This is a genomic window from Streptomyces inhibens (assembly GCF_022221585.1).
In the GTDB taxonomy this organism is placed as follows: domain Bacteria; phylum Actinomycetota; class Actinomycetes; order Streptomycetales; family Streptomycetaceae; genus Streptomyces; species Streptomyces inhibens.
This window is the reverse complement of record NZ_CP084681.1, coordinates 8,773,893-8,797,591: the sequence shown is the minus strand read 5'-3', so window position 1 is coordinate 8,797,591 and position 23,699 is coordinate 8,773,893. Positions and strand designations below refer to the sequence as shown.

Here is a 23,699-nt window from a genome sequence, read left to right as displayed (position 1 = left end):
CGACTCCTTCTTCCAGAAGCTCACACGATAATTGCCAACCCTGCATACCCCTGCGCTTGAACGTTCATGCGGACATAGAACGTTCACACTGTTGCAAACGTCACACCTTCCACCAGCTCAGGAATCCGCTCCACCAACCGCCCTTCAGTGACTTGCCCTGACGGTCCTGGGCCGGTGCATTACCCGCGGTAGGCCCACCCGCCTGGAAAGGCCTGGAGCCGCCCTTCTCCTCCCGTACCGGCGTGAAGCGGGCAGGCAGCGCGGTGAGCGCCCGGTGGAACGGGCCGGGCCGCCAGGTCAGGGTCTCCGCCGGCACACCCAACTCGATGTCGGGCAGCATGTTGAGGAGCTTCTCGATGGCCCTGATGGCGATCAGCTGGGCGGGATCCTTGGCCGGGCAGGCGTGCGGACCCGCACCCCAGGCAAGGTGGGCCCGCTTGCTGAACGTCTGCCGGCTCGCGGTCAGACTCGGGTCCGTGTTGGCCGCCGCGAAGCTGATGAGCACCGGCTCGCCGGCTGCCAGTTTGGTCCCGGCGAGGTCCACGTCATGCACGGGATAGTGCGTGCCGTAGTTGGCGATCGGCGGGCTGTTCCACAGCACCTCGTTGATGGCGTCCTCGACCAGAACACCGCCGTGCTGGCCCCCGGGGTACTGCTCGTCGGACAGCAGCAGACGCAGCGCGCTGGCGATGATGTTCTGCACGGGCTCGGTGCCGGCGCCTATGAGAAGGGCCAGCTGATGGACCATCTCCTCGTCGGACAGCTGCGCCTGGTGCTGCATCAGCCACGAGGTGATGTCCTCGCCCGGGGAGGTCCGCTTCAGCGCGACCAGCTCGAACAGCGCCCCGGCCATGGCCTCGTTGGCCCGCTCCACGTCGATACCGTCGAACAGGCTGGAGATGGCCACGATCAGCCGGTCCCCGAGATCCGCCGGGCACCCGAAGAGATCGTTGAAGACCAGCAGCGGCAGGACCTGCGAGAAGTCGGCGATCAGATCGGCCTTGCCCCGGACCCGGAACTGGTCGATGAGGTATGCGGCGACACGGTCGACGTGCCGGCTCACCCGGTGCATGTCCAGTCGGGCCAGACTGTCCGTCACCGCCTGCCGCAGCCGCAGATGATCCGCGCCGTCGGAGAACATGCAGTTCGGCCGGTACATCATCATCGGCAGCACGGGACTGTCCAGCGGAACCCGGCCCTCGTTCAGGGCGCGCCAACGGCGGGAATCCCGTGCGAAGGTGTCCGGGTTCTGCAGGACATGGAGCGCCGCGGCGTAGTCCGTGACGAGTTCGGCCTCCACCCCGGGAGCCAGTTCGACGGGCGCACTGGGGCCGTTCTGCCGCAAGTGCTCATAGAAAGTGTCCGGAGCGGCGGCGAATTCGGGCCCGTACAGAGGTGCTCTTGGGCCACCGGCGTGCGCGGGGCAGCCGGGCGGTGGAGTCTGGAATTCCGAGTGAGATTGCATGCCTGAACTCCTAGTTGAGGCGGGACTGTAGATAACGGACGAGCGCGATCAGTGAATCCGCCGAGGAACGCTGATCCCGTGCGTCACAGCTGACAACAGGCGTCTCGGGAAGCAGGTCCAGCGCCTCACGGATCTCGTCGAGCGAGTGCGCGGGGGTCCCGTCGAAGCGGTTCACGGCGATGGCGTACGGGATTCCGTAGTGTTCCACCAGGTCCATGACAGGGAAGGACTCTTCCAGACGCTCGGGATCGACCAGGACCAGAGCCCCGAGCGCCCCGCGCGTCATGTCTTCCCATACCTGAACGAAGCGCTGCTGGCCGGGCGTCCCGAACAGATACAGGACCAGCTTCTCGCTGAGTGTGAGCCGGCCGAAATCCATGGCGACCGTGGTCGTGGTCTTGCCGGGCGCACCTTTTGGATCGTCAATTCCCTGGCCCGCCTGGGTCATTACCTCTTCGGTACGCAGCGGTGGAATCTCGGACATGGTTCCGATGAACGTGGTCTTGCCCACAGCGAAGTGTCCGACCACGAGGATCTTCGCCGCGGTCTGCACTGAATTGCGCAGATACACGCCGTCATCCAAAGCGAGCCTGGAGCCCATTCAGCACCTCCTCTAGGATCTGCCGGTCGACAAGCTGAGCGCTGGGTATGGGCGCGCGGGAATAGAGATGCCCCTCCTGCGTGAGATCGGACACCAGAATCCTGACGACACCCACCGGCAGCCGGGTGTGCCCGGCTATCTCGGCGATCGAGAGGAAGCCTCCCGAACACAGCTCCAGCAGACGGAGCTTCTCCGGATCGAGAGGCTTTGTCCGGGGTGGCTCCGCAGCTACCGTGACCAGGGTGATCAGCGAGAAGCGGTCGTCGTCAAGAAGATCCCGGCCGTTGGTGATGACATACGGCCGTACTAATTCCGCTGCTTCGTGCGTCAGCTCCGGCTCGTGCTCGTCATCGATTGTCATGGCTGAATATCAGCCCTCTCACGAGGCGGACTGGTCAGTGCCTTGCCAAGCTGCCCGACGAGCTGCTGCATACGGAACGTGATCTCTGCCATGTCAACGTCGGGTGATGCCGAAACCGCGAGATACGCGCCTTCGCCGGCCGATATGAGAAAGACCCAGCCATGGTCGAATTCCACCAACGTCTGACGCCATTGCGGCCGGTCGGTGGGCGCTCCGCCGGTGCAGAAGTCGGCGACCGTACGGCTCAGCGACTGCATTCCGCTCATTGCGGCGGCGACGGTGTCGGCACGGTCCCGGCCGACGTCCTTCGAGCGGGCCATGAGCAGGCCGTCGGCGGATACGAGAATGGCATGCTGCGCTTCGGGCAATTCCAGCGCGCTGTCAAGCATCCACGACAGATCGTAGTTCACTGAACCTCATGCCCTTCACTGCTTGCATTGGTGGAACGACGGCCGGATTGCGTGCCGCGCTGGAATGCCCCCATGACGGAAGCGGCCTTTGCGCTGTCGCGGGCCGGGGTTTCCGTGCTCTCGGATTCGGTGGGCACGATGGATATCGCACCGCGGCGGCGGCGCTTCGGCAGACCACCGGCCGTCGTGTCGTGAGCCTGGGGAACGGGAACCGGTGGTGGGGGAACAGGCGGCCGGGGTGCTGCCTGATATACGGGCGCCGGGGCACCGGATGCCTGGTGACCAGGAGGGTTCTCAGGCGGCAACGGGGTGGACGCGGCCACGACAGGACTCTCCTCTGGCTCATGCAGGGACGTGAGTAGATCCTCGGGCAGCAGGACGACCGCGCGCACGCCGCCGTACGGAGAGGTGGAATCCACCGAGACGCTGAAGCCGTAACGGGCGGCCAGCACGCCCATGACGGTGAATCCGAACTGCGGCGGATTACCGAGGCTGGAGACGCTGGCCGAATTCTCACTCGCCAGCAGCTGGGCGGCTCGCGCCTTCTCTTCCTCATTCATGCCGACACCGGCGTCGTCGACGACGATACATACGCCCTTGGGCACCGGCCGGATGTTGATCTCGATCATCGTTTCCGGCGCCGAATAGCTGGTGGCGTTGTCCAGCAGTTCGGCGAGCACCAGCGCCACGGGTTCGACGGCGCGGCTCACGATGGCGAAGTGACTCTGCGACCGGATCTCGACACGCGTGAAGTGGCGAATACGGCCCTTCGCGCTGCGGACCACGTCGTAGAGCGACGCGTTGTTCCGGCGCCGACCGAGCCAGCCGTCGCAGAGTACGGCGATGGACTGGGCGCGCCGCGCAAACTGCGAATTCATGTGGTCGATGTCGAGCAGATCCTGCAGGATCTTGTGCTCGCCGTATGTCTCTTGCAGCTTGGAAATCGCCAGCTGCTGCTCGCTCGCAAGACCTTGCAGGGTCCGCATGGCGGACTTCAGAGTGGTCTTGGTCGCCTCTTCCGCACGGTCCTTCGCCTCCTCAACGGCCTCCGTGTAGTGGTCCTCGAGATTGGCGTAGTGCTGCTTGAGCTCGGCCTTTTCCTTTCTTAGCTCCGCGATCTTCTTTCTGCCACGAATAATCGCGGTCGCGGCGACAGGGGTACCAGCGATCAATCCCCACAGCGCTGGATCCTGGAAGTATTGCGTCATAGGACTCTCTTCGGACGACGGAGCCACCAGGTGTCGTATGCCTGGCTGCGACGCGCAGAATCACTCGCGGTCCCAGACATACGTGAACGGCCGCGCGCAATCGCCTGCCAGAAAGCCATCGAAGGCCCGGCTAATGGCATAGTTCTCCCCGGGGTGGCGGTTTTCATATGGCCAATGCGCGGAATTTCTTTCTTGCCTTAGCAGGTGACTACCCCGTTGGCAAGTGCGATGATCTTAGCATCACAGCAACGCCCGTCGTCCAACGGCGATCTAACCGTTACGGCATCTGATGGAGATTCAACAAAGGCCCCCTTTGAGGCCATTGGGCGCTGATGCCGGACCACGAGGCAACCGGGACGCCCACTTCCTGACGGTCCGCTGACACGCTGTCCTGCACCGTCGCGAACGCAACGGGCAAGAATCGGTCAGCGAAGGTCAGCGGTGCGGGGCGTCGTGCACATATGTGATCTGACCGCCGCGGACCCGGACGACGCGTACGGTCATTCCCCGGTCGGTCCCCCGCAGGTAGTGCGCCGTGCAATGGACCCATGCGCCCTTGACCGCGCGCAGATCCCTCGTACAGTCGACGGACCGCGGCCCCCGGAGGATCACCGGAAGCGACAGATGACCCGAGATCGAGCGGGCAACCTCGGCGCGCGGGATGGAGTCGGTCGTTCCGTCGACCTCACTGGTCGCGTCCCGGTCCATCAGCCACTGGTTGCCCGCCGTGAGGCTCCCCGCCAGCAGAGCCGTGCCGACCAGTACCAGGCCGACAGCTCGCAGATACCGCACTGCTCTCCTTCCAGCGGGCACTCATGATTCCCCGGCCGTGCCCACCGGCCGGATCAGGGACAATTCTTACGGGTCGCCAGGCGTCGGCAACACGAGACCCCCCACCGTGCGGCCACCCAGGCGACGAGGCGTCAAACGGACGGCACCGGGCCCTGCATCTGCTCGCTGATCCAGTGCAGCGAGTCGGCCATGCGCTGGATGTAGGTGTGCCCGCTGTGCACACCGTCCGGTATTTCGAAGAGCGTGGAGTGGATCGGCCCGCCGGTGTACTCGCTGATGAAGCGCTTCACATCGGGCACCGCATCCTCCTTGCTGCCCAGCTCGAAGGCCAGATAGACCTCCGGGCCGCCCCGCGCGGCCAGCTGCCGGGCCAGATGGCGTGGGTCGTTGGCGCGCATCTCGGCCGGATACCCCTGCCACATCGGCGAATCCGGCACCGTGTCAGGGCCGTTGACGACGGCCGCCTTGAATTTCCCGGGCTGCTTGAGCACGGCCTTCAGGGCGGCGAAGCCACCGGACGAGGACCCCATGAACGCCCAGCCGTCACGGCTGTCGTATGTACGGTAGTTGGCCCGCGCGAAGTCCGGCACATCCTCGGTCAGCCAGGTGCCCATCTTCGGCTGCCCCGGGATGTCGCTGCCGTCGTAGTACTTCTTGGCGGGATTGAGCACCGGCATCACCACGATGAACGGCAGCGTCTTGCCCTGCTCCGACCACTCCGCGATCCGCTCCTGCAGCGCGAACGGTGCCCCGGCCCAGTAGTTGAACGGATAGCCATAGGCACCGGGCATCGCGATCAACACCGGGAAACCGCTCTTGGCGTACTGCGGCTGGAGGTACTGCGGTGGCACCCACGCCCATATGTCGCCGGTGAAACCGGACTTGCGACCGTGCCACTTCGTCGTCACGACCTGTGTGCCGTCGTCCCCCGTCGTACGGAACGGGGTGAAGACGGAGCGTGGGCCACGGGGCGGCACCACCCTGGGCTTGCCGTTGATCGCGTCCGCGGCGTGGGCCCGCAGCCGTGGCACGCTCGATGCGTCGACGACGTCCCCGCCGCTGCCGCAACCGGCCAGCAGCCCCAGAGCCACCACACTCACCGCAGCACCGACGCGCAGGCACTTCATCGGACGTTCTCCTTGGATCCTTGGGCCGGCCGCGGGCAACCACGCTGCCACCGCGAGACCGGTCGAAAGACACCACCTTAAGATCGGCCGGAGCGCTCTCGACGCCCACCCCGGCCCTGGTGACCTGCAGGTCCGCTCTTCCGTGCGCTCAAGGACGTGGACCGTCACGTCAAATGCACCGACCGCGTTTCCCTCGTTAGATACGGCTGCTGCCTGTTTACCGGACGGTCGGTTCTGGCATGGTTGGTTCCCAGTTCGGAAGGGCGCGGCGCTGTGCCGTGGTTGGGGATGACCGATGACCGCGTGGGCCGATCACTGGCCACTGCCCGCCGTTGTGGGACGGGCCGTTGAGCACGAGCATGTATCCGGTCTGCTCGGCAGCGCTCCGCTGGTGACGCTCACCGGAGCCGCCGGAGTGGGCAAGAGCCTCCTGGCCCGTTCCGTGCTGGAGGAGCACTGCGCCCGGCACGACCGCACGGTCATCCGGGTCGGCTGCTGGGACGGTCTGGCCGAGGGCGGTCTGACCGAGGCGCTGCTCCGGGCGGCGGGGCTGCCGGACACCGCCCGCCGGGATGCCGCGGAGGCCCTCGCCCGGCGTACGGCACATCCCTGCGTCAGCAGGCCGGCGCGTGGCCGGGCGGACCGGACGGATGCTCCAACGGCCGTTCCCCCGGCGGGCGGTACGGCCCTCGCGGCGCTCGCCGCGCACTGCCGGCAACACCGCGCGACCGTGCTGCTGGACGACTGCGACCCGCTGCTCGACGAGTGTGTGCAGCTGGTCCGGCGGCTGCTGCGGGCGGAACCGGGGCTGCGGGTCGTGGTGACCGCGCGCCGCACCCTGGGCCTGCCCGAGGAGCGGGTCGTCGAGATCGCGCCGCTCCCAGTGACGCTGGGCGAGGGGATCGCCGGACCGGCCGTCGAGCTGCTGGCCGCGCGGACCGGGCCCGCCGCGCCGGAGCTCCTGGTCGCGGTGTGCCAGGCGCTGGAGGGCTCCCCGCTGGCGATCGCGCTGGCCGCACAGCAGCTGGACCGGATGTCGCTGCCGCAGCTCGCGGCGCAGGTGGGCGCGGACGGTCCGCTCCTGTACTCGGGGCCGGCGGCGACCGTGCGGCACACCTCGCTCTACGCCGCACACGCCGCGGGCTACGCCCTCTGCTCGCCCACCGACCGGCGGGTCTGGGCGAGACTCTCGGTGCTCCCCGGAGATTTCGACCCCTGGCTCGCCGGCTGCGTCTGCACCAGCAGTGACGTTCCTGCAGCCGCGGTCGACGGCGCGCTGGAGCGGCTCCGTACGGCCTCGGTCGTCGAACGCGTACGGGATGCCGGCGGCGCCCACCAGGACAGCGGGGCCGCGCTGCCGCCGCGCTACCGACTCCCCCGCGCCGCCCGCGACTTCGGCCGGACCCAGCTGCGCGAGGCGGGCGAGGAGCTGGCGGCGCTGCGCCGGTTCCGGCAGGCCTGCGCGGCGCTCGCGGCCGAGGCGCAGATCGCCTGGCAGGGCCCCAACCAGCAGGTCGCGGTCCGTCTGGTGGAGGACGAGCTGCACAACCTGGACGCGGCGCTGACCCGGCCCCCGCAGGACGCGGAGGATGCGCTCAGCGCGCTGGAAATCGCGGTCTCGCTGTGGTTCCACTGGGCGGCCTGCGGCTTCCGCCGCGAGGGGCGGGCGCATCTGGACCGGCTGCTGTTGCTCTCCCGGGACGACACCGCGCTGCGGGCCCGTGCGCTGTGGCTGGCCGGCTATCTGGCGGCGCAGGAACATGCGCTCGCCACCGCGGAGGCGCTGCTCGACGAGGCGTGGTCGGCGGCCGTGATGCACGCGGACTCCGACGGGCTGGCCCGTATCGCGCATGCGCACGGCGTGCTGGCGCTGTACCGCGAGGACTCCGCTACGGCCGTGGTGTGTCTGGAGGAGGCGGCCCGGCACCGCTCCAGGGATCCGTGGTACGGCCCGGGGCCCGCCCACAGCTGGGCGCTGCTCGCCATCGCCCTGTCGGCGCTCGACGCGGAGCGGGCGAAGGCGGCGGCCCGCCGCGCCTGGGAGAGCCGGCACTCCGACGGCGATTTCTGGCTGTACTCGACGATCCTGTACGCGCAGGCCCTGATCGAACGGGCCCACGGCGACCCGGCGGCGGCGCTGCGGGCCTGCCGTAAGGCGCTGGTGGCCAAGAAGCTCATCGGTGACCCGCTGTTCATCGCGGGGGCCCGCAACATGCTGGCCGCTCTGCGGCGTGAGGTGCGCGGCCGGGCGGGGGCGTCGCGGCCTGACGAGGGGGGCCGGTGGTGGCAGCGCGGCGGTCCCGGACCGGCGGCGCGGCCCTTCTTCTCACGGCTGCGGGCCAGGTCCTGAGGCCCGAGAGAGCTCCGGTGTCCCGCCGGGCCGGTGGCCACGCTGTGTGACACACCGACCCCGTTCGGGATGCGGGAGCGACCGGCCGGTCGCATGCTGGAGGGTATGAAGCGTGCCCCCGTGATCGTGCATCCGCCTTCCACAGGCGGTCGCCGTGTGACGCTCTACGGACAGGATCTGGGACGAGCGCTGCGCCCTGGTGACGTGGCCGCGATCCTGCGCCGGGCCGGATTCTGCACCGCGACGTTCGTCTGGGACGACACCGGCGTCTTTGAATGGCGTGACGGCGGACCCGACATCTGGTCGATGCCCTGATGTACACCGCTCCTCAACCGATCAAAACAATCAGTTGAGTTGAGCCTCTTGAACGTGTGACGGCCCTCGTGTCGAACGTGTGACGGCCCTCGTGCAGAAACCGCCCGGCAGTCATGGCCGGGGAGCGCCGGGCGCGGGTCAGTCGGCCGTCGCGGCGACCGGGGCCTCCGCCGCCTCGCGCGCGGCGGCCGCCTTCTTCGCCCGGCGCTTCATGAGGATGAACGAGCCGACACCGAAGAGCACGGCGGCGACCAGCCCGTACGACGAGAAGCGCTTGAGCCACGGCTCGGCGACGATGCCCACGCAGTAGATCAGCGCGGTCGTGCCGCCGGCCCAGATGATGCCGCCGAGGACGTTGGCGATCAGGAACTTCCAGTACGCCATCTTCAGTACACCGGCGAGCGGGCCGGCGAAGATGCGCAGCAGCGCGACGAAACGGCCGAAGAAGACCGCCCACATGCCCCACTTGTCGAACTTCGCCTCGGCCATGGCGACTTGGTCGGGGCCGAAGTGCTTGGGGAACTTCCGGCCGGCCCACAGCAGCAGAGGCTGGCCGCCCTTGCGTCCGATCAGATACCCGATGGAGTCACCGACGATCGCGCCTACGGAGGCACAGGCGCCCAGCACGAACGGGTTGATGTGATCCTGAGTCGCGGCGAGAATCGCCGAGCTGACGAGGACGATCTCGCCGGGCAGCGGAATGCCCAGGCTCTCCAGTCCGATGACCACCCCCACCAGGAGGTAGACGCTCACGGCCGGTACCGTCTCGAGCCACTCCTGGATGTGCAACGCCGATTCCTCCGCTGGTGTAGGGCCCCCGTGTGGGCCGTTGCCCGACGTCCATGACCTCGGCGCCGGTCGATCCCCTGGCGCGCCGCAGCGCGCCCGGGAAGCGTACTCGATCGCACCGTCAGAGGGCCGAAACCACGTGCGCCGAGCGACATCGGGTGCCGCGGCACGACGACGGCCCGCCGCGCGGTGCACGGCGGGCCGGGAAGATCGCTACGTGGATCGGCTCACTTATTGGGGCGCAGGGTCCACACGATGCTCATCTCGCCGGTCACCGCGCCGTCCTCGCGGGTGATCGCGATGTTCACCGGGAACTCCGGACGTCCGCCGGCGTCGAGCTCGGCGACCACCTCGGCCACCGGGCGGCCAAGCTCCGCGGTGGCGGTGACCGGCCCCATGGCGAGCTTCTTGTAGCCGATCTCGGCGCGCACGGCCAGCGGCACCGCGCGGCCGAGCTGGTCACCGAAGGCCGTCATCACGATCGCGCCGCTCGCGGACTCGGCGAGGGTGAACATCGCGCCGGCGTGCGGTCCGCCGACGTGGTTGTGGAAGTCGGACTGGTCGGGCATGCGGACCACGGCGCGCTCGGCGGTGGTCTCGGTGAACTCAAGGTTCAGGGTGCGGACCATCGGCACGGATGCCGCCATCATTTCGCCGATCGACGGCAGGGTCTCGGAGGACATGGCACCATGTTACCTAGCGGTAGCTTAGGTGTGAAGAGCCGGCCGCGATCCGGGCGTCGGGACCCTTGCGGCCGCCCGTCGATAAAACCGTGCCGACGGCCCCGTGCCGCACATATCGTTGACGCCCATGTGGCGAGAACAGCAACCCGGCAGGGACGTGCGGACGCGGCACCGGTTGGCCCTTCCGAGCTGGGCGGGGCGCAACTATCTGCTGCTCACCGGCGCCACGGTGATCGCGAACCTCGGCAGCTCCGGCGCGCTGATCGCCTCCGCCTTCGCGGTGCTGGCCGCCGGCGGCAACGCCACCGACGTCGGCCTGGTCGCCGCCGCCCGTACAGTCCCGCTCGTCCTGTTCCTGCTGATCGGCGGCGCGGTCGCCGACCGGCTCCCCCGGCATCGCGTCATGGTCGCCGCGAACGCCCTCAACTGCGTCTCGCAGGGCCTGTTCGCGCTGCTCGTGCTGGCCGGAGAGCCGCGGCTGTGGCAGATGGCGGTGCTGGCCGCGCTCGGCGGCACCGGGCAGGCGTTCTTCGCGCCCGCCTCCGAGGGCATGGTCCTGGCCAGCGTCTCCGGCGATCACGCGGGGCGCGCCTTCGCCGTGTTCCGTATGGGCATGAACGGCGCGAGCATCGGCGGCGCGGCGCTCGGCGGCGCACTGGTCGCCGCGGTCGGCCCCGGCTGGGTGCTGGCGATCGACTCGGCCGCCTTCGCCCTCGCGGCGGCGCTGCGCGCATTCCTCGACGTCAGCGGGGTGCCCGCGCGTGCCCCCGGCGGCGGGATACTGCGCGATCTGCGGGACGGCTGGCGGGAGGTCGCCTCCCGGCCATGGCTGTGGGCGGTGGTGGTGCAGTTCTCGCTCGTCAACGCGGTGGTCTCGGCGGCCGAGGGGGTCTACGGACCGCTGGTCGCCGAGCAGCATCTGGGCGGGCCCGGCCCCTGGGGGCTGGCGCTGGGCGCGTTCGGTGCGGGCACCGCGAGCGGCGCCCTGCTGATGACCCGGTTCAGACCGCGCCGCATCCTGCTCGCCGGCTCGCTGTGCGTCTTCCCGCTCGCCCTCCCGTCCGCCGCGCTCGCCGTACCGCTGCCGGCGGCCGGACTCACCGCGATCATGTTCGGCACCGGTATCGCGATCGAGGTCTTCGCGGTGACGTGGATGATGGCGCTGCACCAGGAGATTCCCGAGGAGAAGTTCTCCCGGGTCTCCTCCTACGACTGGCTCGGCTCCGTCGCCATGGTCCCGTTGGCGACCGCGCTGGCCGGCCCCGTACAGGACCTCATCGGCCGGACGACCGCACTGTGGTGCTGCTCGGCGCTGATCGTGCTGCTGACGGCGGCGGTGCTGTGCGTGCCGGATGTGCGGCGGCTGACGCGGCGTACGACGCCGGAGGCAGGGGCAGTGGCGGGCACCGTATCCCCCGCCTCCGCGGCCGGGGAGACCGCGCCCGCGAGCGACGGGGCGGAGACGGCATGAGCGATCCGTCCCACGCCGCCGCACCGCCGGATCGGGCAGCGCTCAGCCGACGCTGAACGCCCCGTCCGGCGGCACCGGGGACGCCACCGCCTCGGCATCCCGTACGGGCACCGCGTCCGCGATCAGCCGCCGCAGCGGCGCACCGTGCTCGACCCGGGCCGGGAACACATCACCGGCCACCCGCCGGGCCAGCGCGGCGATCGGGAGCTCGGTGCGCGAGGCGAGCAGCACGGCGTTGCCGAAACGGCGGCCGCGGAGCACCGAGGGCTCGGCGATCAGCGCGAGATGCTCGAAGACCGTGGCGAAGTTGGCGAGTTGGCCGCGCAGAAAGCCGAAGGGCGCGCTGTCCGCGAGGTTCGCCGCGTAGCAGCCGTCCGGTCGCAGTACCCGAGCGGCGGCGCGTACGTACTCGACCGAGGTGAGATGCGCCGGCACCCGCGAGCCGCCGAAGACATCCGCCACGATGACATCGGCGCTGTCCTCCGGCGCCGTCTCCAGCGCCGTACGGGCGTCCAGCGCACGCACCGCGATGCCGCAGTCCCCGGGCAGCGGCAGCTCCTCCGTCACCAGCGCGAGCAGCCCGCGGTCGGCTTCGATGACGTCCTGCCGGGAGCGCGGACGGGTGGCGGCCAGATAGCGCGGCAGGGTCAGCGCCCCGCCGCCCAGGTGCAGCACATCGAGCGGCCGCTCCGGGGCGGCCGCCTCGTCCAGGACGTGTGCGAGCCGGCGCACATACTCGAATTCGAGATGGGTGGGCGCGTCGAGGTCGACATACGACTGGGGTGCGCCGTCCACCGTGAGCAGCCAGGCGCGCGGCCGGTCGACGTCCGGCAGCAGCTTGGCGGTGCCGCAGTCCACGGTCCGGGTGACGGGTATCGGCTCAGGTGCTTCGTCCACCGTCCCATTGTGCCGGTGCGGGCACGGCGCCCCGGCCGCGGTACGTCCGGCCCTGGCCCCGTGCGTCCGGTCGTCAGTCCGACCAGACCTGCCGGATCTCCGCGACATGGTCGGCCGCCTGCCGGCGCCCCGCGCGGGCCGCGTCGGCGCGCTTGGCGGGGTCCAGGACGTTACGGCCGAACGCCGACCGCGCCGCGCGGTCGGGAGTGATCACGCACACCCGGGCGCCCTGGCGCGCCAGCTGCGCGCCCTGCGACCGCGGTCCGGCGATCGGCCCGCCGCTGACCGCCATCGGCGCGACGACCACCACCCGGCCGTATCCGGCGGCCAGATCGGCATTGGCGCTGGAGTGCACCCCGCCGTCGATCCACCGTGTGCCATCGATGCTGACCGGCGGATAGATGCCGGGGACCGCACAGCTGGCGCCCACCGCGTCGAGCAGCGACACACCGCTGGTGTCGTCGAAGGCGGTGCGCTCACCGGTGGCCGCGTCCACCGCCGTGATCACCAGCCGGCGGGCCGGCCAGTCGGTCAGGTCCAGGGTCCGGGCGATCACCGCGCGCTGCTCCGTCTCGGGGGCGGTACGAGTCGCGAGCGCCAGTTTTCCCATCCGCACGCCGAACGACACGGTGTCCCGGGAGCGCAGCGCGATGGTCGCGAACCGGGCCAGTGCGGCCGGCCCCATCCGGGCGGCCGACCGGCCCTCGGGCGCGGCGAGCTGGTGCTCGTACATCGCCTCCAGGGTGAGGTGCTCCGCGGTGAGGTGGGCGCCGACGATCGATCCGGCGGAGGTGCCGATGACGACTTCGGCGTCGGCGAGGTCGATGCCCGCGTCCGCGAGACCGGCGAGCATGCCGACCTCCCAGCCGATTCCGGTGAGCCCTCCGCCGCCCAGGACCAGTGCCGTAGCCGCCATCAGACGTCCCTCCCGTGTCCTGGCTGTCGGCCCGCACCACGCGGCGCAGCCGGGCCACCCTGTCCATCCGTCCAACCATTCAACCGGTGATCCGGGCGAGCAGTCTCGCACTCCGCCGGCCATCGGGACAGCGCATGACGGCGCCCCGCACCTGGGAAGGTACGGGGCGCAGCCCTAGGACGGCACGCGGTGCCTCACTCCTCGACGGTGCGCACCGTGCCCGCGCCGACGGTGCGGCCGCCCTCGCGGATGGCGAAGCCGAGGCCCGTCTCCAGCGGCACCTCCCGGCCCAGTTCGACCGACACCGTCACCGTCTCGCCCGGGCGGGCGACGGCGCGCTCGCCGAGGTCGAGGTCGCCGACCACGTCCGCGGTGCGGATGTAGAACTGCGGGCGGTAGCCGGTGGACAGCGGCGTCCGGCGGCCGCCCTCCTCCGTGGAGAGCACATACACCTCGGCGGTGAAGCGGCGCCGAGGGGTGACGCTGCCGGGGGCTGCGACCACATGCCCGCGGCGCACCTGGTCGCGGTGGAGCCCGCGCAGCAGCAGCGCGACATTGTCCCCGGCCTCGGCGGACTCCATGGGCTTGCCGAACGTCTCCAGCCCGGTGACCGTCGTCTCGGTCTCCGCGCCGAGCACGGCCACCCGGTCGCCGACCCGCACCGTGCCGCGCTCGACGGCCCCGGTGACGACCGTGCCGCGCCCGGTGATGGTCAGCACGTTCTCCACCGGCAGCAGGAACGGTGCGTCGACATACCGCTCGGGCATCGGGACATAGGTGTCCACGGCGTCCAGCAGCGCGTCGATCGCCGCCGTCCAGCGCGGGTCGCCCTCCAGGGCGCGCAGCCCCGAGACCCGTACGACGGGTACGTGCTCCCCGTCGTAGCCGTGCGCGCTCAGCAGCTCGCGCACCTCCAGCTCCACCAGGTCGGTGAGCTCCGGGTCGCCGGCGTCGGCCTTGTTGAGGGCGACGACGATGTGCCGTACACCCACCTGCTTGGCGAGCAGCACATGCTCGGCGGTCTGCGGCATGATCCCGTCGAGCGCGGAGACGACGAGGATCGCGCCGTCGAGCTGCGCCGCGCCGGTCACCATGTTCTTGATGAAGTCGGCGTGGCCGGGCATGTCGACATGCGCGTAGTGGCGGGTGCCGGTCTCGTACTCGACATGCGAGATGTTGATGGTGATCCCGCGAGCGGCCTCCTCCGGGGCCCGGTCGATCCGGTCGAACGGGACGAAGGTGCCGCTCCCCCGGTCGCTGAGGACCTTGGTGATGGCCGCGGTCAGCGTGGTCTTGCCGTGGTCGACGTGGCCCATGGTGCCGATGTTCAGGTGCGGCTTGGTGCGTACGTATGCCGTCTTGGGCATGGTGTTCTTCCTCGCAACAATGCGGTGAGGACGGCGACTTGGCGCCGTGGGGACCCCTGGACCCGGCCGACCCTCCCCCTGCGGGGTCCGCCGGACGATCCGGAGAGGGTCAGCTTCGGACGCCGTCTGCCGCTGCGGCGGCCGGGACGGCTGCTGCTGCGACGGCGGTGGCTGCTGCCACCATGGCGGCGCCTGCGGGTGCGCAGTCCGCTGCGGCGATGGCCGCGAGGAGGTCGACGGCAGCCTTCGGCTCGTCCGCGACTGCGGACGGGAGCGGGAGGAAGGCGTGCCGGAACATGCGTCCTATGGTGCCGGGCGGCCGCGCCGGCGTCGAACGATTTATCAGGCAGCGGAGTTGGCCCACCGTACAGAGGGTGCGAAGGGAAGGGACCCGCCGTACAGGTGATCGCCTCACGGATGAAGAAGTCCCGGTGCCCGGCCCGGCGCGGGCAGTGCGCGAAGAGCCGGTCGGCGTCCGTACGCTCCTTGAACCGCAGTTGACGCGGCACCGCGGTTACCCGACCACGCGGGCAAGATTACGGCTCCTGGACACCCTTGTCCTACGGCTCCCGGACACCCTTGTCGGTTACGCTCCCGGGATGCTCGAACCCGCCGCAACGCCCGACGGCCTCGCCGCGCGCTGCATGCGTGTGCTGTTCTCCCCCTGGTCCCGGCTGGGCCTGCTGCTCACCCTGCTGGCCTGCGCCGCGGCCGCGATGCTGCTGTGGCAGCCGCAGCGCCTGCTGGCCGGCGGCTGGCCGATGCAGGTGTCCGGCCCGACCGCGTTGGTGGTCTTCGCGCTGGCGTACGGCGTGTGCACCACCGCCTTTGTCCCGCGCCCGGTCCTCAACATCGCCGCGGGTGCCCTCTTCGGCAGCGAGTCGGGTCTGGCCACCGCACTCGCCGGTACGGTGCTGGGCGCCGGCCTGGCCTTCGGACTCGGGCGGCTGCTCGGCCAGGACGCGTTGCGGCCGTTGCTGCGCGCCCGCTGGCTGACCGCCGCCGACCGGCAGTTGAGCGAGCACGGCTTCCGTTCGATGCTGGCGATCCGGCTCTTCCCCGGACTGCCGTTCTGCGCCACGAACTACTGCGCCGCGGTCTCCCGCATGGGCTGGTTCCCCTATCTCCTCGCGACGGCGCTCGGCAGCATCCCGAACACAGCCGCGTACGTCATCGCGGGCGCGCGCGCCTCGACACCCACCTCCCCCGCGTTCCTCCTCTCCCTGGGCTTCATCGCCCTCAGCGGACTGGCCGCGCTGATCGTGGCCTGGTGCAAACGCAAGGCACTGCGCGGACACTGAACGCGGGCCGGGCGACACGGGTTCCGTGGGTGGGCTACCACTGGGCAGGCACCGTTCGTCCAGGACCCCTTGGCCACCCGGACATCTTCGGACGTTACGCTGCCCGGGTCAGCGGTGTCCCACCTCTGCCGCCGTCGTCCGTTTTCTCCCCGCTCGCGCAGGTAAGCGCTTGATCACCCTTGGACAGCGTACTTTCCATGACTTGGTTTGAATCTTTCGTCCTCGGACTCGTCCAAGGGTTGACCGAGTTCCTGCCCATCTCCTCCAGCGCGCATCTCCGCCTGACCGCGGCGTTCGCCGGCTGGCAGGACCCCGGTGCGGCCTTCACCGCCATCACCCAGATCGGCACCGAAGCGGCCGTCATCATCTACTTCCGCAAGGACATCGGGCGGATCATCTCGACCTGGTCCCGCTCCCTGTTCAACCGGGAGCTGCGGCACCACCACGACGCCCAGATGGGCTGGCTGGTGATCGTCGGCTCGATACCGATCGGCGTGCTGGGCATCACGCTCAAGGACGCCATCGAGGGCCCGTTCCGCGATCTGCGGCTGATCGCGACCACGCTCATCGTGATGGGTGTGGTGCTCGGCATCGCCGACCGGCTGGCCGCCCGCGACGAGACCGGCGGCCGGCACCGCGCCGTCAAACAGCGCAAGACCCTCACCGACCTCAGCATCAAGGACGGCCTGCTGTACGGCGTCTGCCAGGCGATGGCCCTCATCCCCGGCGTCTCCCGCTCCGGCGCCACCATCAGCGGCGGTCTGCTGATGGGCTACACCCGCGAATCCGCCGCCCGCTACTCCTTCCTGCTCGCCATCCCGGCCGTACTGGCCTCCGGCGTCTTCGAACTCAAGGACGCGGGCGAGGGCCATGTCTCCTGGGGCCCCACCATCTTCGCCACGATCATCGCCTTCGTCGTCGGCTACGTCGTGATCGCCTGGTTCATGAAGTTCATCTCCAACAAAAGCTTCATGCCCTTCGTCATCTACCGAATCCTGCTGGGCATAGCCCTGTTCGCCCTGGTCGCGGCCGGGGTGCTCGCACCGAATGCGGGCGAGACGGCGGGGTAGGGGCGCCAAATCAAGGCTTGATCAGGGGCAGCTTCTAGCTGGCGGATTAGCACTTAATGGCTACTACTAGGGGCTAATCTCGAAGATCATCTCCCACTTGTCTCCCACTCACCGCCGCGTGAACGCATACGGGAAGGGGCCGCGATGGAGGCTGCACGCTGACGCGCCGCAGCCGACCTCGCCCAACAGATCGCCGCCGACCGCCGAGCCCGGGCGAACAACTCCCCAGCCGCTCATCGTTAGCCCGCCACTACGGCGTCCACGAGCACAAAGTCCGCCTCGCGATGCCCCTCCTCCGAAAGCACGAACTCATCGAAGGTGAGCAGCGCACTCGACTGCGCGTGGCGCATCCACCGGTCATGCGCGCCCTCATCGCCCCAGACCGCGATTGGCCCTACCAGACGGAACTCATCGCCAGCGGTACGTGGCGAGCCGGCAAGCAACTCACCGAGCAGCTCCACATCCAGGTCGACACCGCACCTCCAACATGAGGTGCGGGAGCGCCTCGATCCGGGGACCGATGGGCGCCCATCGTGTCCACGTGGTGGCGTGCTCGACGCCGACAGCACGCTGCCTACGCGGCGGAGGTGGAGGTCATGCTGCTAGATGAGGTGCAGGCTCATGCACTCGGCGGCATGCAGACATTCAGCATGGAGTGTTCACCCCGGCTCACCGTCGATTCGGATGCCACCAGCGGCGGATTCCGGACCGGTTGGTGTTCGATCGCGTGGTCGAGAAGCTTGTCTACGGTGCGGGCTACGAGAGGATCGCCGGGGCCGGGTGCTCAGACTGGACGATCCGCGACCGGGTCAAGGAGTGGAGCAGGCTGGGGATGGCCCAGATCCTCCATCGCCTGGTGCTGGCAGCCTACGAGAGGATGATCGGGCTCGCCTTGGACGATCTGTCCGCCGACGGGTGCACCGCCAAGGCCCCGTGCAACGGCGAGACGGCCGGCCCCTCGCCGGTCGACTGTCGCAAGCAGGGCATGAAGCGTTCGGTCGCCACCGATCGCGATGGGGTATGTAGGTTCCGATTAGAGATGTCACTGTCCAATTAGAGATGTCACTGTCCAAGTGGTTTGTCGCCAACTTGTCAGTAGACAAGCTCCCTTCGGTCGCTGCCAGACCAGGGACGTGGCCGCGCTCTACATCGCGAGGCCGGTCTTTCGTCGGGCTTCCCAGCTTCTCAACCAGGTTACTCATGGTGAGAACCAGTGTCTTGGTGTCAATGACACCGGACACGAAGGGGTGGCCATGGCGATTGATTTGGACGAAACGGGCACGCCAGAAGGCCGGACGATCCGGGCTGTGTATCGGCAGGCTGGCGATCAGCTGGTCGAGGTCGACTTGGACCGGTTGTCCGTGGAGGAGGTGGCAGCCGGACAGCCGGTCCGCGAGTTCCGCTGGTACCGGGGCCGCAAGCACTGTTCGGGCTGGTACCACGCTGCGACGACGGACCGGCTCGTTGCCTACGAAAGCAGGCTGGAGCTGGCCCGGATTCTGCTCGCCGACTTCGACCGGGGCATCGTGAAGATCGCGGCCCAGCCGTTCCACCTGATCGGGCCGGACGGTGACCGCCTCCGGCGTCACGTCGACTCCGCCAACTGGAACAGGCCGGATGGCTCACCAGTCGGCCCGAAGACGACGCCAGCTGGCTCAACCGGGCAACCCCAGGTCGCGGAGCAGGACGCCGCCGCATCTACTACAGCCTCACCACCGCAGGACGCCGAGCCGCGGAGCACGAACTCCAGCAGCGCGCCGCAGCTCACATCGCTTCGCGCCGCAGAGGCAGGGCGCGATATCGACCGAATGCCTCGCGTGCGTCGGGAACGAAAGCCTGGTGACGGACCAAGTCAATCAGTTCCGACTCAGTCAGCCAGTCATGCCAAGCGACCTCCGAGGGGTCGGGCTGGACCGGTTCCGTGACAACGACCTCATGCAGACCGAGCCAATACGGGCTGATCACACCCGCGCACAGAAACTTGAACACGAAACGAGGACGAGCATGAACACCGAGTTCCTCCACCAACTCCCGTGCAGCGGCGTCTTCATACGACTCGGCTACATCCACAGCGCCTCCGAGCATCCAGTTGAGCTGTCCCGGGAAACGAGAGACACCGTCTGAACGACGGTGGACGAGGATCCGCCCCGCAGTGTCACGGCACACGATCGTCGCTATGCGATGCAACCACCCGTGACGGATCGCTTCCCGCCTGTCCACGACAGACAACACCTCGTCATGCTCATCAACCCGCTCAACAAGTTCACCCATGGAGCACACGATGACAGAGGGAACCGACAGCCTCTCCAGAGTCCACACTCTGCTCGGCCGGACCAGACCACGTCCTGTCCGGAGGAAAACGACCGACTGGACGATTCCACCGACAGATCGGCTGGACATCCATCCAACGACCCTGGTCATCGCGGCTTCAGCCGACAAAACAAATCGGAACCTACACGGTACCGGTCGGCTTGGCAGCCGCCGGCGCGAACCGGCACGACTCCAAGCTGCTCGAACCCACCCTGGAATCGGTGAACGACCGGGTCGGGTCTGTCCTGCCGGAGAAACCCACCATCCACCTGGACTCCGCGTACAACGGCAGGCCATGCGCGGAGGTGTTGGAGGAACACGGTCTTGTCGGCGAGATCGCCGCCAAGGGCGTGAAGGCTCCCATCCAGGTCGGGCGCCGCTGAGTGGTCGAACGCACCCATTCCTGGATGAACGGGTACGGCGAACTCCGGCGCTGCTTCCAGCGCACGACCGAGACCGTCGAGTTCTACCTCTACCTCGCCGCCGCGTTCGTCACTGTGCGTTGTTTGATCCAGCAGGCCCGCAACCGCTACCGATGGGACACCCGACCAGAAGTCCGCCGCCCGAAACGACGCCCATCCTGGGTCGCTCTATGGCTGGTACACGTGTGGCGTGGTGGTGGTCAGGACGGCGAACCCGAGGCGTTGCAGGATCGGGCGGCTCTGGCTGGAGGCATCAACTTGCAGGTAGCGATAGCCGAGTTCGGCGGCGATGCGGGCTCGGTGGGCGACCAGTGCCCGGTAGATGCCCCGGCCTCGCCATGCGGCCACAGTGCCCCCGCCCCAAAGGCTGGCGAAGTCGGTGCCCGGGTGCAGTTCCATCCGCGCGGCGCACACCGGCAGGTCACCGGCCGTCGCGACGACCATACTGAAGGTTTCCGGCTTCCCGGCCAGCTGGGAGAGCATGCGGTGGCGAAGCCGGACGGCGCTCGTGCCGAACGCCTGCTCATGGACGTCCGCCGCGAGATCCACACCGGATGGGCCGGTGACCGACTGCAAATGGACGCCCTCAGGTAGTTCGACGTCGGTGGAAAGGTCGTTGATATCGGCGACCATCAAGGTCTCCTCAGGCTCGGGGGAGAACCCCGCAGCCCGCAGCCGCCCGGCAAGGTCACCGGGCTGATCGTGACCGTACAGTTTCCACTCGAACTCGTGCCCCAGCGAGGCGAAATGCTGGACTTGTGCCGCGATCGCCCCGTCCGCCGTGGCCTCGTTCAGATCACACCAGACGACGCCGTTCCAGTCATCGTTGCCGACGCCGACCTGCCGCACCACGTCACCGATCCGCTCGACCCGCGCCCCAGGATCATCGGCCCGCGCCTCCTGCCGCATCTGTCGGTCGAACAGGGCAAGTACCGCTTCATGATCCATCCGCCCACTCCATCATTGAACAGACGGAGGCGGCAACTGGATTTCCCGGCCTCCCCCGGCCCCTCATGCGGCGGTCGTTCGTACAGCGCACGACCGAGACCGTCGAGTTCTACCTCTACCTCGCCGCCGCGTTCGTCACCGTGCGTTGTTTGATCCAGCAGGCCCGCAACCACTACCGATGGGACACCCGAGCAGAAGTCCGCCGCCCGAAACGACGCCTACCCTCGGTCGCTCTAAGGCCTGTCCGATGGGTCGGGCCCTACGTACTGTGCGACGGGTCGTGGTCACTTCCGGCGGACAGCACGGACAGGTAGGCCGAGCATGTTTCGTCGCACCGCCCTAGGCGTCAGCCTGCTTCTGAATCGGTCACTGCGACCGATTCCCCCAGCCGCGACTCTCCGAGGGCAGCCTAAGGGCTGTCCCGTAATCCCTGGCGGGCGCACGACGACAGCTACGGCACTCCCCCAGCTAACGCTGGGAGGTGCCCCCACGCCGCGTTGTCGGAACATCCGGATACACCCAGTATCCGGACGTCCCTCCGCCTTGCGATGCAGCTCGGCATCCGTACAGCGAATGAAGAGCCGAGACGGAGTGAGCGGTGGGGGCCCCTCCTGCGCCCTTAAGGCGTGGGGGAGAACGCAGTGCATCTGACGCCGTGCGCTGATCCACCAGGGATAACGGGACAGCCCTTAGGGAGCAGGGTTTATCACACAGCCGCTTCCTACCTACGAAGGAATCGGGGCGCGCAACCTCCCCCACTCGGTGATTCCTCAATCACGCTACGCGTCGATGCCAGCGGATCCGGCGCACAGCAGAGTGAAACACGCAGGTGATCACGGAGCCAGGTGGAACATCAGGCCCGCGAAGACCCGCCTGCGCACAGACGATGACCGCTTCGGACCTTCAAGGAGTATGTCCATGAGCAAGTTCGCACGGGGAGCAGCGGTAATGGGAGCGGGGCTCGCGCTGGCAGTAGTGCTGTCGCCCGTGGCCCGCGCGGACGACCACGCGGATGCCCGCGCCTCGGCCTCCCGCGCTGGCTACATCGAGTTGACGGCGTTCGACAAGACCCCCTTCTACACGAAGCCCAGCGACTCTTCCCAGAGGCTGGGCTATGTTCGGGCGGGCGGCAAGGTCCGGGTCTGGTGCCAGGTGAAGGGGCCCTCCGGGAACATCTGGTACGCGATCCAAAGCCCAGGAACGCTGGCGGGCGATCACCGGGGCCCACCTGGTCGCGCTGGTCCGCTCCGGCGCGAGGTTCGAGAACAACGCCCTGGTCGAACGCACGGAGGAAGCCACCGCAGTCTGATCACACATCACCCGATCCACAACTCTTGACAATTGCTCGGAGGCGATCGGCCTGAGGGAAGTGGGCGTACCTTCCCGAGGGAATCGATCGATTGGTCATCGAGCATGAGGTCGACGTTGGCGCGTCGGTCGGGAAGGCACGCCGGTGCTTACCGTAGTCAACGAGGACAGCTCCACGCGAGACGGATCTCTGGTCGACAAGATCGTCCGTGAGGGCGCGAGGCGGTTGCTGGCCGCCGCCCTGGAGGCGGAAGTCAACAGTTACATAGCCGAGTTTGCCGGTGAACGGAACCGCTCCGGTCGCTGCCTCGTTGTGCGCAACGGCTACCACCAGTCCAGGTCGGTCACCACCGCGGCCGGGACGGTCGAGGCGCGGGTACCGCGCGTGAACGACAAGTGTGTCGACGGGGCGACCGGGGAGCGCAAGCGGTTCTCCTCGGTGATCCTGCCGCCGTGGTGCCGCAAGTCCCCGAAGATCGTGGAAGTGCTGCCGTTGCTCTACCTGCACGGTCTGACGTCCGGTGACTTCGTGCCGGCGCTGGAGCAGCTCCTCGGCTCCTCGGCGGGTCAGACGGGACTCATCGTCAGGATCCCGGACGCCGAGCCGGCAGTCCGCGCATGGCGTGGACGGTTCGATCCGTCGGCCCGAGCAGGGGTTCCGGCACACGTCACTGTGCTCTTCCCGTTCCTCGACGAGAGTCGAACAGATTCGTGTGTTTGCTCGGCTCTCGCTGACGCGCTCGGCAAACATCGTGCCTTTGACCTGCAATTTGAGAGCTGTGGACGGTTTCCGGAGGTGCTGTATCTCGCTCCTGTGCCAGATACGCAATTGCGGCGGCTCACTGAGATGGTCGCTGACCGGTGGCCCGAGGCCCCTCCCTATGGGGGCAAGTTCACCGAGGTCGTGCCCCACCTGACCATCGCTGACGGTCAGGACGATGCTGTCCTGGATGAGATTGAGACCGACCTTCTCAGCAAACTCCCCTTCACGTCCCGGGTCTCGTCAGTTGACCTCATGGCGCATGACGGCGCCAAGTGGCAATGGCGCGCGTCGTTCGCACTCCGTGAATGAACGGGCCGTGAGCTTGGCCGTGGTCCGCCGCAATGGGCAGCGGACCAGCATGGAGGCGCCAGTCAGCCCACCTTGGCAGGTTCCTCGGCCCGGGCCCGCGTGCTGGCGAGGCGGGAGGAGTCGGTGCCCGTCTCGCCCCGACCGCAAGTTTCACGGGTTCGGAGGCCGTTTCCGCAGAAACTGCGGAAACGGCCTTTTGTACGTGTCGCGGGCTGGTGGTCGCAGGGGTGGCCGCACCTCCGTAGGCCGGCGGGGCGCCACACAGGTGAATTCGTCCGCCAACTGTCCTTTATGAGTGGGCAGTTGGTGCAGAGGGGCGTCGTTCGAGCTGGCGCAGACGGCGGTGATGGCCGGAATCCCCGTCCTGGCCGCGGTATCCGCGCCGTCCTCGCTCGCCGTCGACCTGGCCGCCGAGACGGGCCTGACCCTGATTCGGCTTTCTGCGCGGCGCCAGATTGGCGGCGCCAAAATGAACGTGTACGCGGCGACGAGTGCATCGCCCTGAGCACCGAGGTC

At 68.5% G+C, this 23,699-nt stretch carries 22 protein-coding genes and 5 pseudogenes; 10 read left to right on the top strand and 17 right to left on the bottom strand.

Going from position 1 to position 23,699, the window contains the following annotated elements; all coding sequences use genetic code 11:
• Positions 1–100: 100 nt before the first annotated feature.
• The 7 genes from KI385_RS39410 to KI385_RS39380 form a co-directional block, all read right to left on the bottom strand.
• Positions 101–1,465, bottom strand: a complete 1,365-nt coding sequence (locus KI385_RS39410) for a cytochrome P450 (protein WP_238576805.1) — start codon at positions 1,463–1,465, stop codon at positions 101–103.
• Positions 1,466–1,475: 10 nt separating this feature from the next.
• A complete protein-coding gene (locus tag KI385_RS39405) occupies positions 1,476–2,066 on the bottom strand; it encodes a GTP-binding protein (protein WP_128503799.1) in 591 nt (196 codons plus the stop codon).
• Positions 2,041–2,427: a DUF742 domain-containing protein gene (locus KI385_RS39400; protein ID WP_238576804.1), complete on the bottom strand. Its 387-nt coding sequence runs from the start codon at positions 2,425–2,427 to the stop codon at positions 2,041–2,043. Before KI385_RS39400 ends, KI385_RS39405 begins: the two co-directional genes overlap by 26 nt.
• Positions 2,424–2,837: a roadblock/LC7 domain-containing protein gene (locus tag KI385_RS39395; protein ID WP_238576803.1), complete on the bottom strand. Its 414-nt coding sequence runs from the start codon at positions 2,835–2,837 to the stop codon at positions 2,424–2,426. Before KI385_RS39395 ends, KI385_RS39400 begins: the two co-directional genes overlap by 4 nt.
• Entirely contained in the window at positions 2,834–4,045 is a 1,212-nt protein-coding gene (locus KI385_RS39390) for an ATP-binding protein (protein WP_238576802.1), read from the bottom strand. Before KI385_RS39390 ends, KI385_RS39395 begins: the two co-directional genes overlap by 4 nt.
• A 435-nt stretch (positions 4,046–4,480) precedes the next feature.
• Positions 4,481–4,837, bottom strand: a complete 357-nt coding sequence (locus KI385_RS39385; RefSeq protein WP_238576801.1) for a DUF4333 domain-containing protein — start codon at positions 4,835–4,837, stop codon at positions 4,481–4,483.
• Between the two features lie 131 nt (positions 4,838–4,968).
• Positions 4,969–5,964, bottom strand: coding sequence for an alpha/beta hydrolase (locus KI385_RS39380; RefSeq protein ID WP_238576800.1), 996 nt, complete (start codon positions 5,962–5,964; stop codon positions 4,969–4,971).
• A 295-nt stretch (positions 5,965–6,259) separates the two neighbouring features.
• Here KI385_RS39380 and KI385_RS39375 point away from each other — a divergent pair, with 295 nt between their 5' ends.
• Both KI385_RS39375 and KI385_RS39370 read left to right on the top strand, forming a co-directional pair.
• Positions 6,260–8,314 carry an ATP-binding protein gene (locus tag KI385_RS39375; protein ID WP_238576799.1) on the top strand — a complete coding sequence of 685 codons (2,055 nt, stop codon included), beginning with the start codon at positions 6,260–6,262 and terminating at the stop codon, positions 8,312–8,314.
• 105 nt (positions 8,315–8,419) lie between these two features.
• A complete protein-coding gene (locus tag KI385_RS39370; protein ID WP_238576798.1) occupies positions 8,420–8,629 on the top strand; it encodes a hypothetical protein in 210 nt (69 codons plus the stop codon).
• Positions 8,630–8,767: 138 nt separating this feature from the next.
• Here the strand turns inward: KI385_RS39370 and KI385_RS39365 are convergent, their stop codons facing one another.
• Together KI385_RS39365 and KI385_RS39360 are read right to left on the bottom strand one after the other, a co-directional pair.
• On the bottom strand, positions 8,768–9,418 hold the full coding sequence (locus KI385_RS39365; protein WP_238576797.1) for a DedA family protein: 651 nt from the start codon (positions 9,416–9,418) through the stop codon (positions 8,768–8,770).
• A gap of 227 nt (positions 9,419–9,645) precedes the next feature.
• Complete coding sequence (locus tag KI385_RS39360) at positions 9,646–10,101, bottom strand: DUF4442 domain-containing protein (protein ID WP_128503783.1); 456 nt, start codon at positions 10,099–10,101, stop codon at positions 9,646–9,648.
• Between the two features lie 127 nt (positions 10,102–10,228).
• Here KI385_RS39360 and KI385_RS39355 point away from each other — a divergent pair, with 127 nt between their 5' ends.
• Complete coding sequence (locus tag KI385_RS39355; protein WP_238576796.1) at positions 10,229–11,572, top strand: MFS transporter; 1,344 nt, start codon at positions 10,229–10,231, stop codon at positions 11,570–11,572.
• A 42-nt stretch (positions 11,573–11,614) separates the two neighbouring features.
• On the opposite strand, the gene KI385_RS39350 is transcribed toward KI385_RS39355, so the two are convergent.
• The 5 genes and pseudogenes from KI385_RS39350 to KI385_RS39330 form a co-directional block, all read right to left on the bottom strand.
• Positions 11,615–12,469, bottom strand: coding sequence for a spermidine synthase (locus KI385_RS39350; RefSeq protein WP_238576795.1), 855 nt, complete (start codon positions 12,467–12,469; stop codon positions 11,615–11,617).
• Between the two features lie 73 nt (positions 12,470–12,542).
• The gene (locus tag KI385_RS39345) at positions 12,543–13,385 is read right to left on the bottom strand and encodes a patatin-like phospholipase family protein (RefSeq protein ID WP_238576794.1); all 843 of its coding nucleotides are present in this window, start codon (positions 13,383–13,385) and stop codon (positions 12,543–12,545) included.
• Positions 13,386–13,579: 194 nt separating this feature from the next.
• The gene (gene tuf / locus KI385_RS39340; RefSeq protein WP_238576793.1) at positions 13,580–14,752 is read right to left on the bottom strand and encodes an elongation factor Tu; all 1,173 of its coding nucleotides are present in this window, start codon (positions 14,750–14,752) and stop codon (positions 13,580–13,582) included.
• Positions 14,753–14,861: 109 nt separating this feature from the next.
• Positions 14,862–15,050, bottom strand: coding sequence for a hypothetical protein (locus tag KI385_RS39335; RefSeq protein WP_128503772.1), 189 nt, complete (start codon positions 15,048–15,050; stop codon positions 14,862–14,864).
• A 106-nt stretch (positions 15,051–15,156) separates the two neighbouring features.
• Positions 15,157–15,267 (bottom strand): annotated as a pseudogene (locus tag KI385_RS39330) (DNA alkylation repair protein); the annotation flags it as partial.
• Positions 15,268–15,351: 84 nt separating this feature from the next.
• Between KI385_RS39330 and KI385_RS39325 the strand changes: the two are divergent.
• Together KI385_RS39325 and KI385_RS39320 are read left to right on the top strand one after the other, a co-directional pair.
• Positions 15,352–16,053, top strand: a complete 702-nt coding sequence (locus KI385_RS39325; protein WP_238576792.1) for a TVP38/TMEM64 family protein — start codon at positions 15,352–15,354, stop codon at positions 16,051–16,053.
• Positions 16,054–16,250: 197 nt separating this feature from the next.
• Complete coding sequence (locus tag KI385_RS39320; RefSeq protein WP_238576791.1) at positions 16,251–17,123, top strand: undecaprenyl-diphosphate phosphatase; 873 nt, start codon at positions 16,251–16,253, stop codon at positions 17,121–17,123.
• 239 nt (positions 17,124–17,362) lie between these two features.
• Here KI385_RS39320 and KI385_RS39315 read toward each other — a convergent pair whose 3' ends face one another.
• Positions 17,363–17,584 (bottom strand): hypothetical protein, encoded by a 222-nt coding sequence (locus tag KI385_RS39315; protein WP_238576790.1) that lies wholly within the window; start codon positions 17,582–17,584, stop codon positions 17,363–17,365.
• A 197-nt stretch (positions 17,585–17,781) separates the two neighbouring features.
• Here KI385_RS39315 and KI385_RS39310 point away from each other — a divergent pair.
• Positions 17,782–18,144 (top strand): annotated as a pseudogene (locus tag KI385_RS39310) (IS5/IS1182 family transposase); the annotation flags it as partial.
• 743 nt (positions 18,145–18,887) lie between these two features.
• On the opposite strand, the gene KI385_RS39305 reads toward KI385_RS39310, so the two are convergent.
• Entirely contained in the window at positions 18,888–19,394 is a 507-nt protein-coding gene (locus KI385_RS39305) for an NUDIX hydrolase (protein WP_238576789.1), read from the bottom strand.
• 188 nt (positions 19,395–19,582) lie between these two features.
• Here KI385_RS39305 and KI385_RS39300 point away from each other — a divergent pair.
• Positions 19,583–19,996, top strand: a pseudogene (locus tag KI385_RS39300) (transposase family protein); the annotation flags it as partial.
• Between the two features lie 27 nt (positions 19,997–20,023).
• Here KI385_RS39300 and KI385_RS39295 read toward each other — a convergent pair.
• Complete coding sequence (locus KI385_RS39295; RefSeq protein WP_238576788.1) at positions 20,024–20,803, bottom strand: GNAT family N-acetyltransferase; 780 nt, start codon at positions 20,801–20,803, stop codon at positions 20,024–20,026.
• Positions 20,804–20,868: 65 nt separating this feature from the next.
• Here KI385_RS39295 and KI385_RS39290 point away from each other — a divergent pair.
• From KI385_RS39290 to KI385_RS44745, 3 genes and pseudogenes are all read left to right on the top strand, one after another.
• A pseudogene (locus tag KI385_RS39290) lies at positions 20,869–21,009 on the top strand (IS5/IS1182 family transposase); the annotation flags it as partial.
• Between the two features lie 1,247 nt (positions 21,010–22,256).
• Complete coding sequence (locus KI385_RS44050) at positions 22,257–23,183, top strand: 2'-5' RNA ligase family protein (protein WP_281066949.1); 927 nt, start codon at positions 22,257–22,259, stop codon at positions 23,181–23,183.
• Between the two features lie 316 nt (positions 23,184–23,499).
• A pseudogene (locus KI385_RS44745) lies at positions 23,500–23,688 on the top strand (formate dehydrogenase accessory sulfurtransferase FdhD); the annotation flags it as partial.
• Positions 23,689–23,699: the final 11 nt, after the last annotated feature.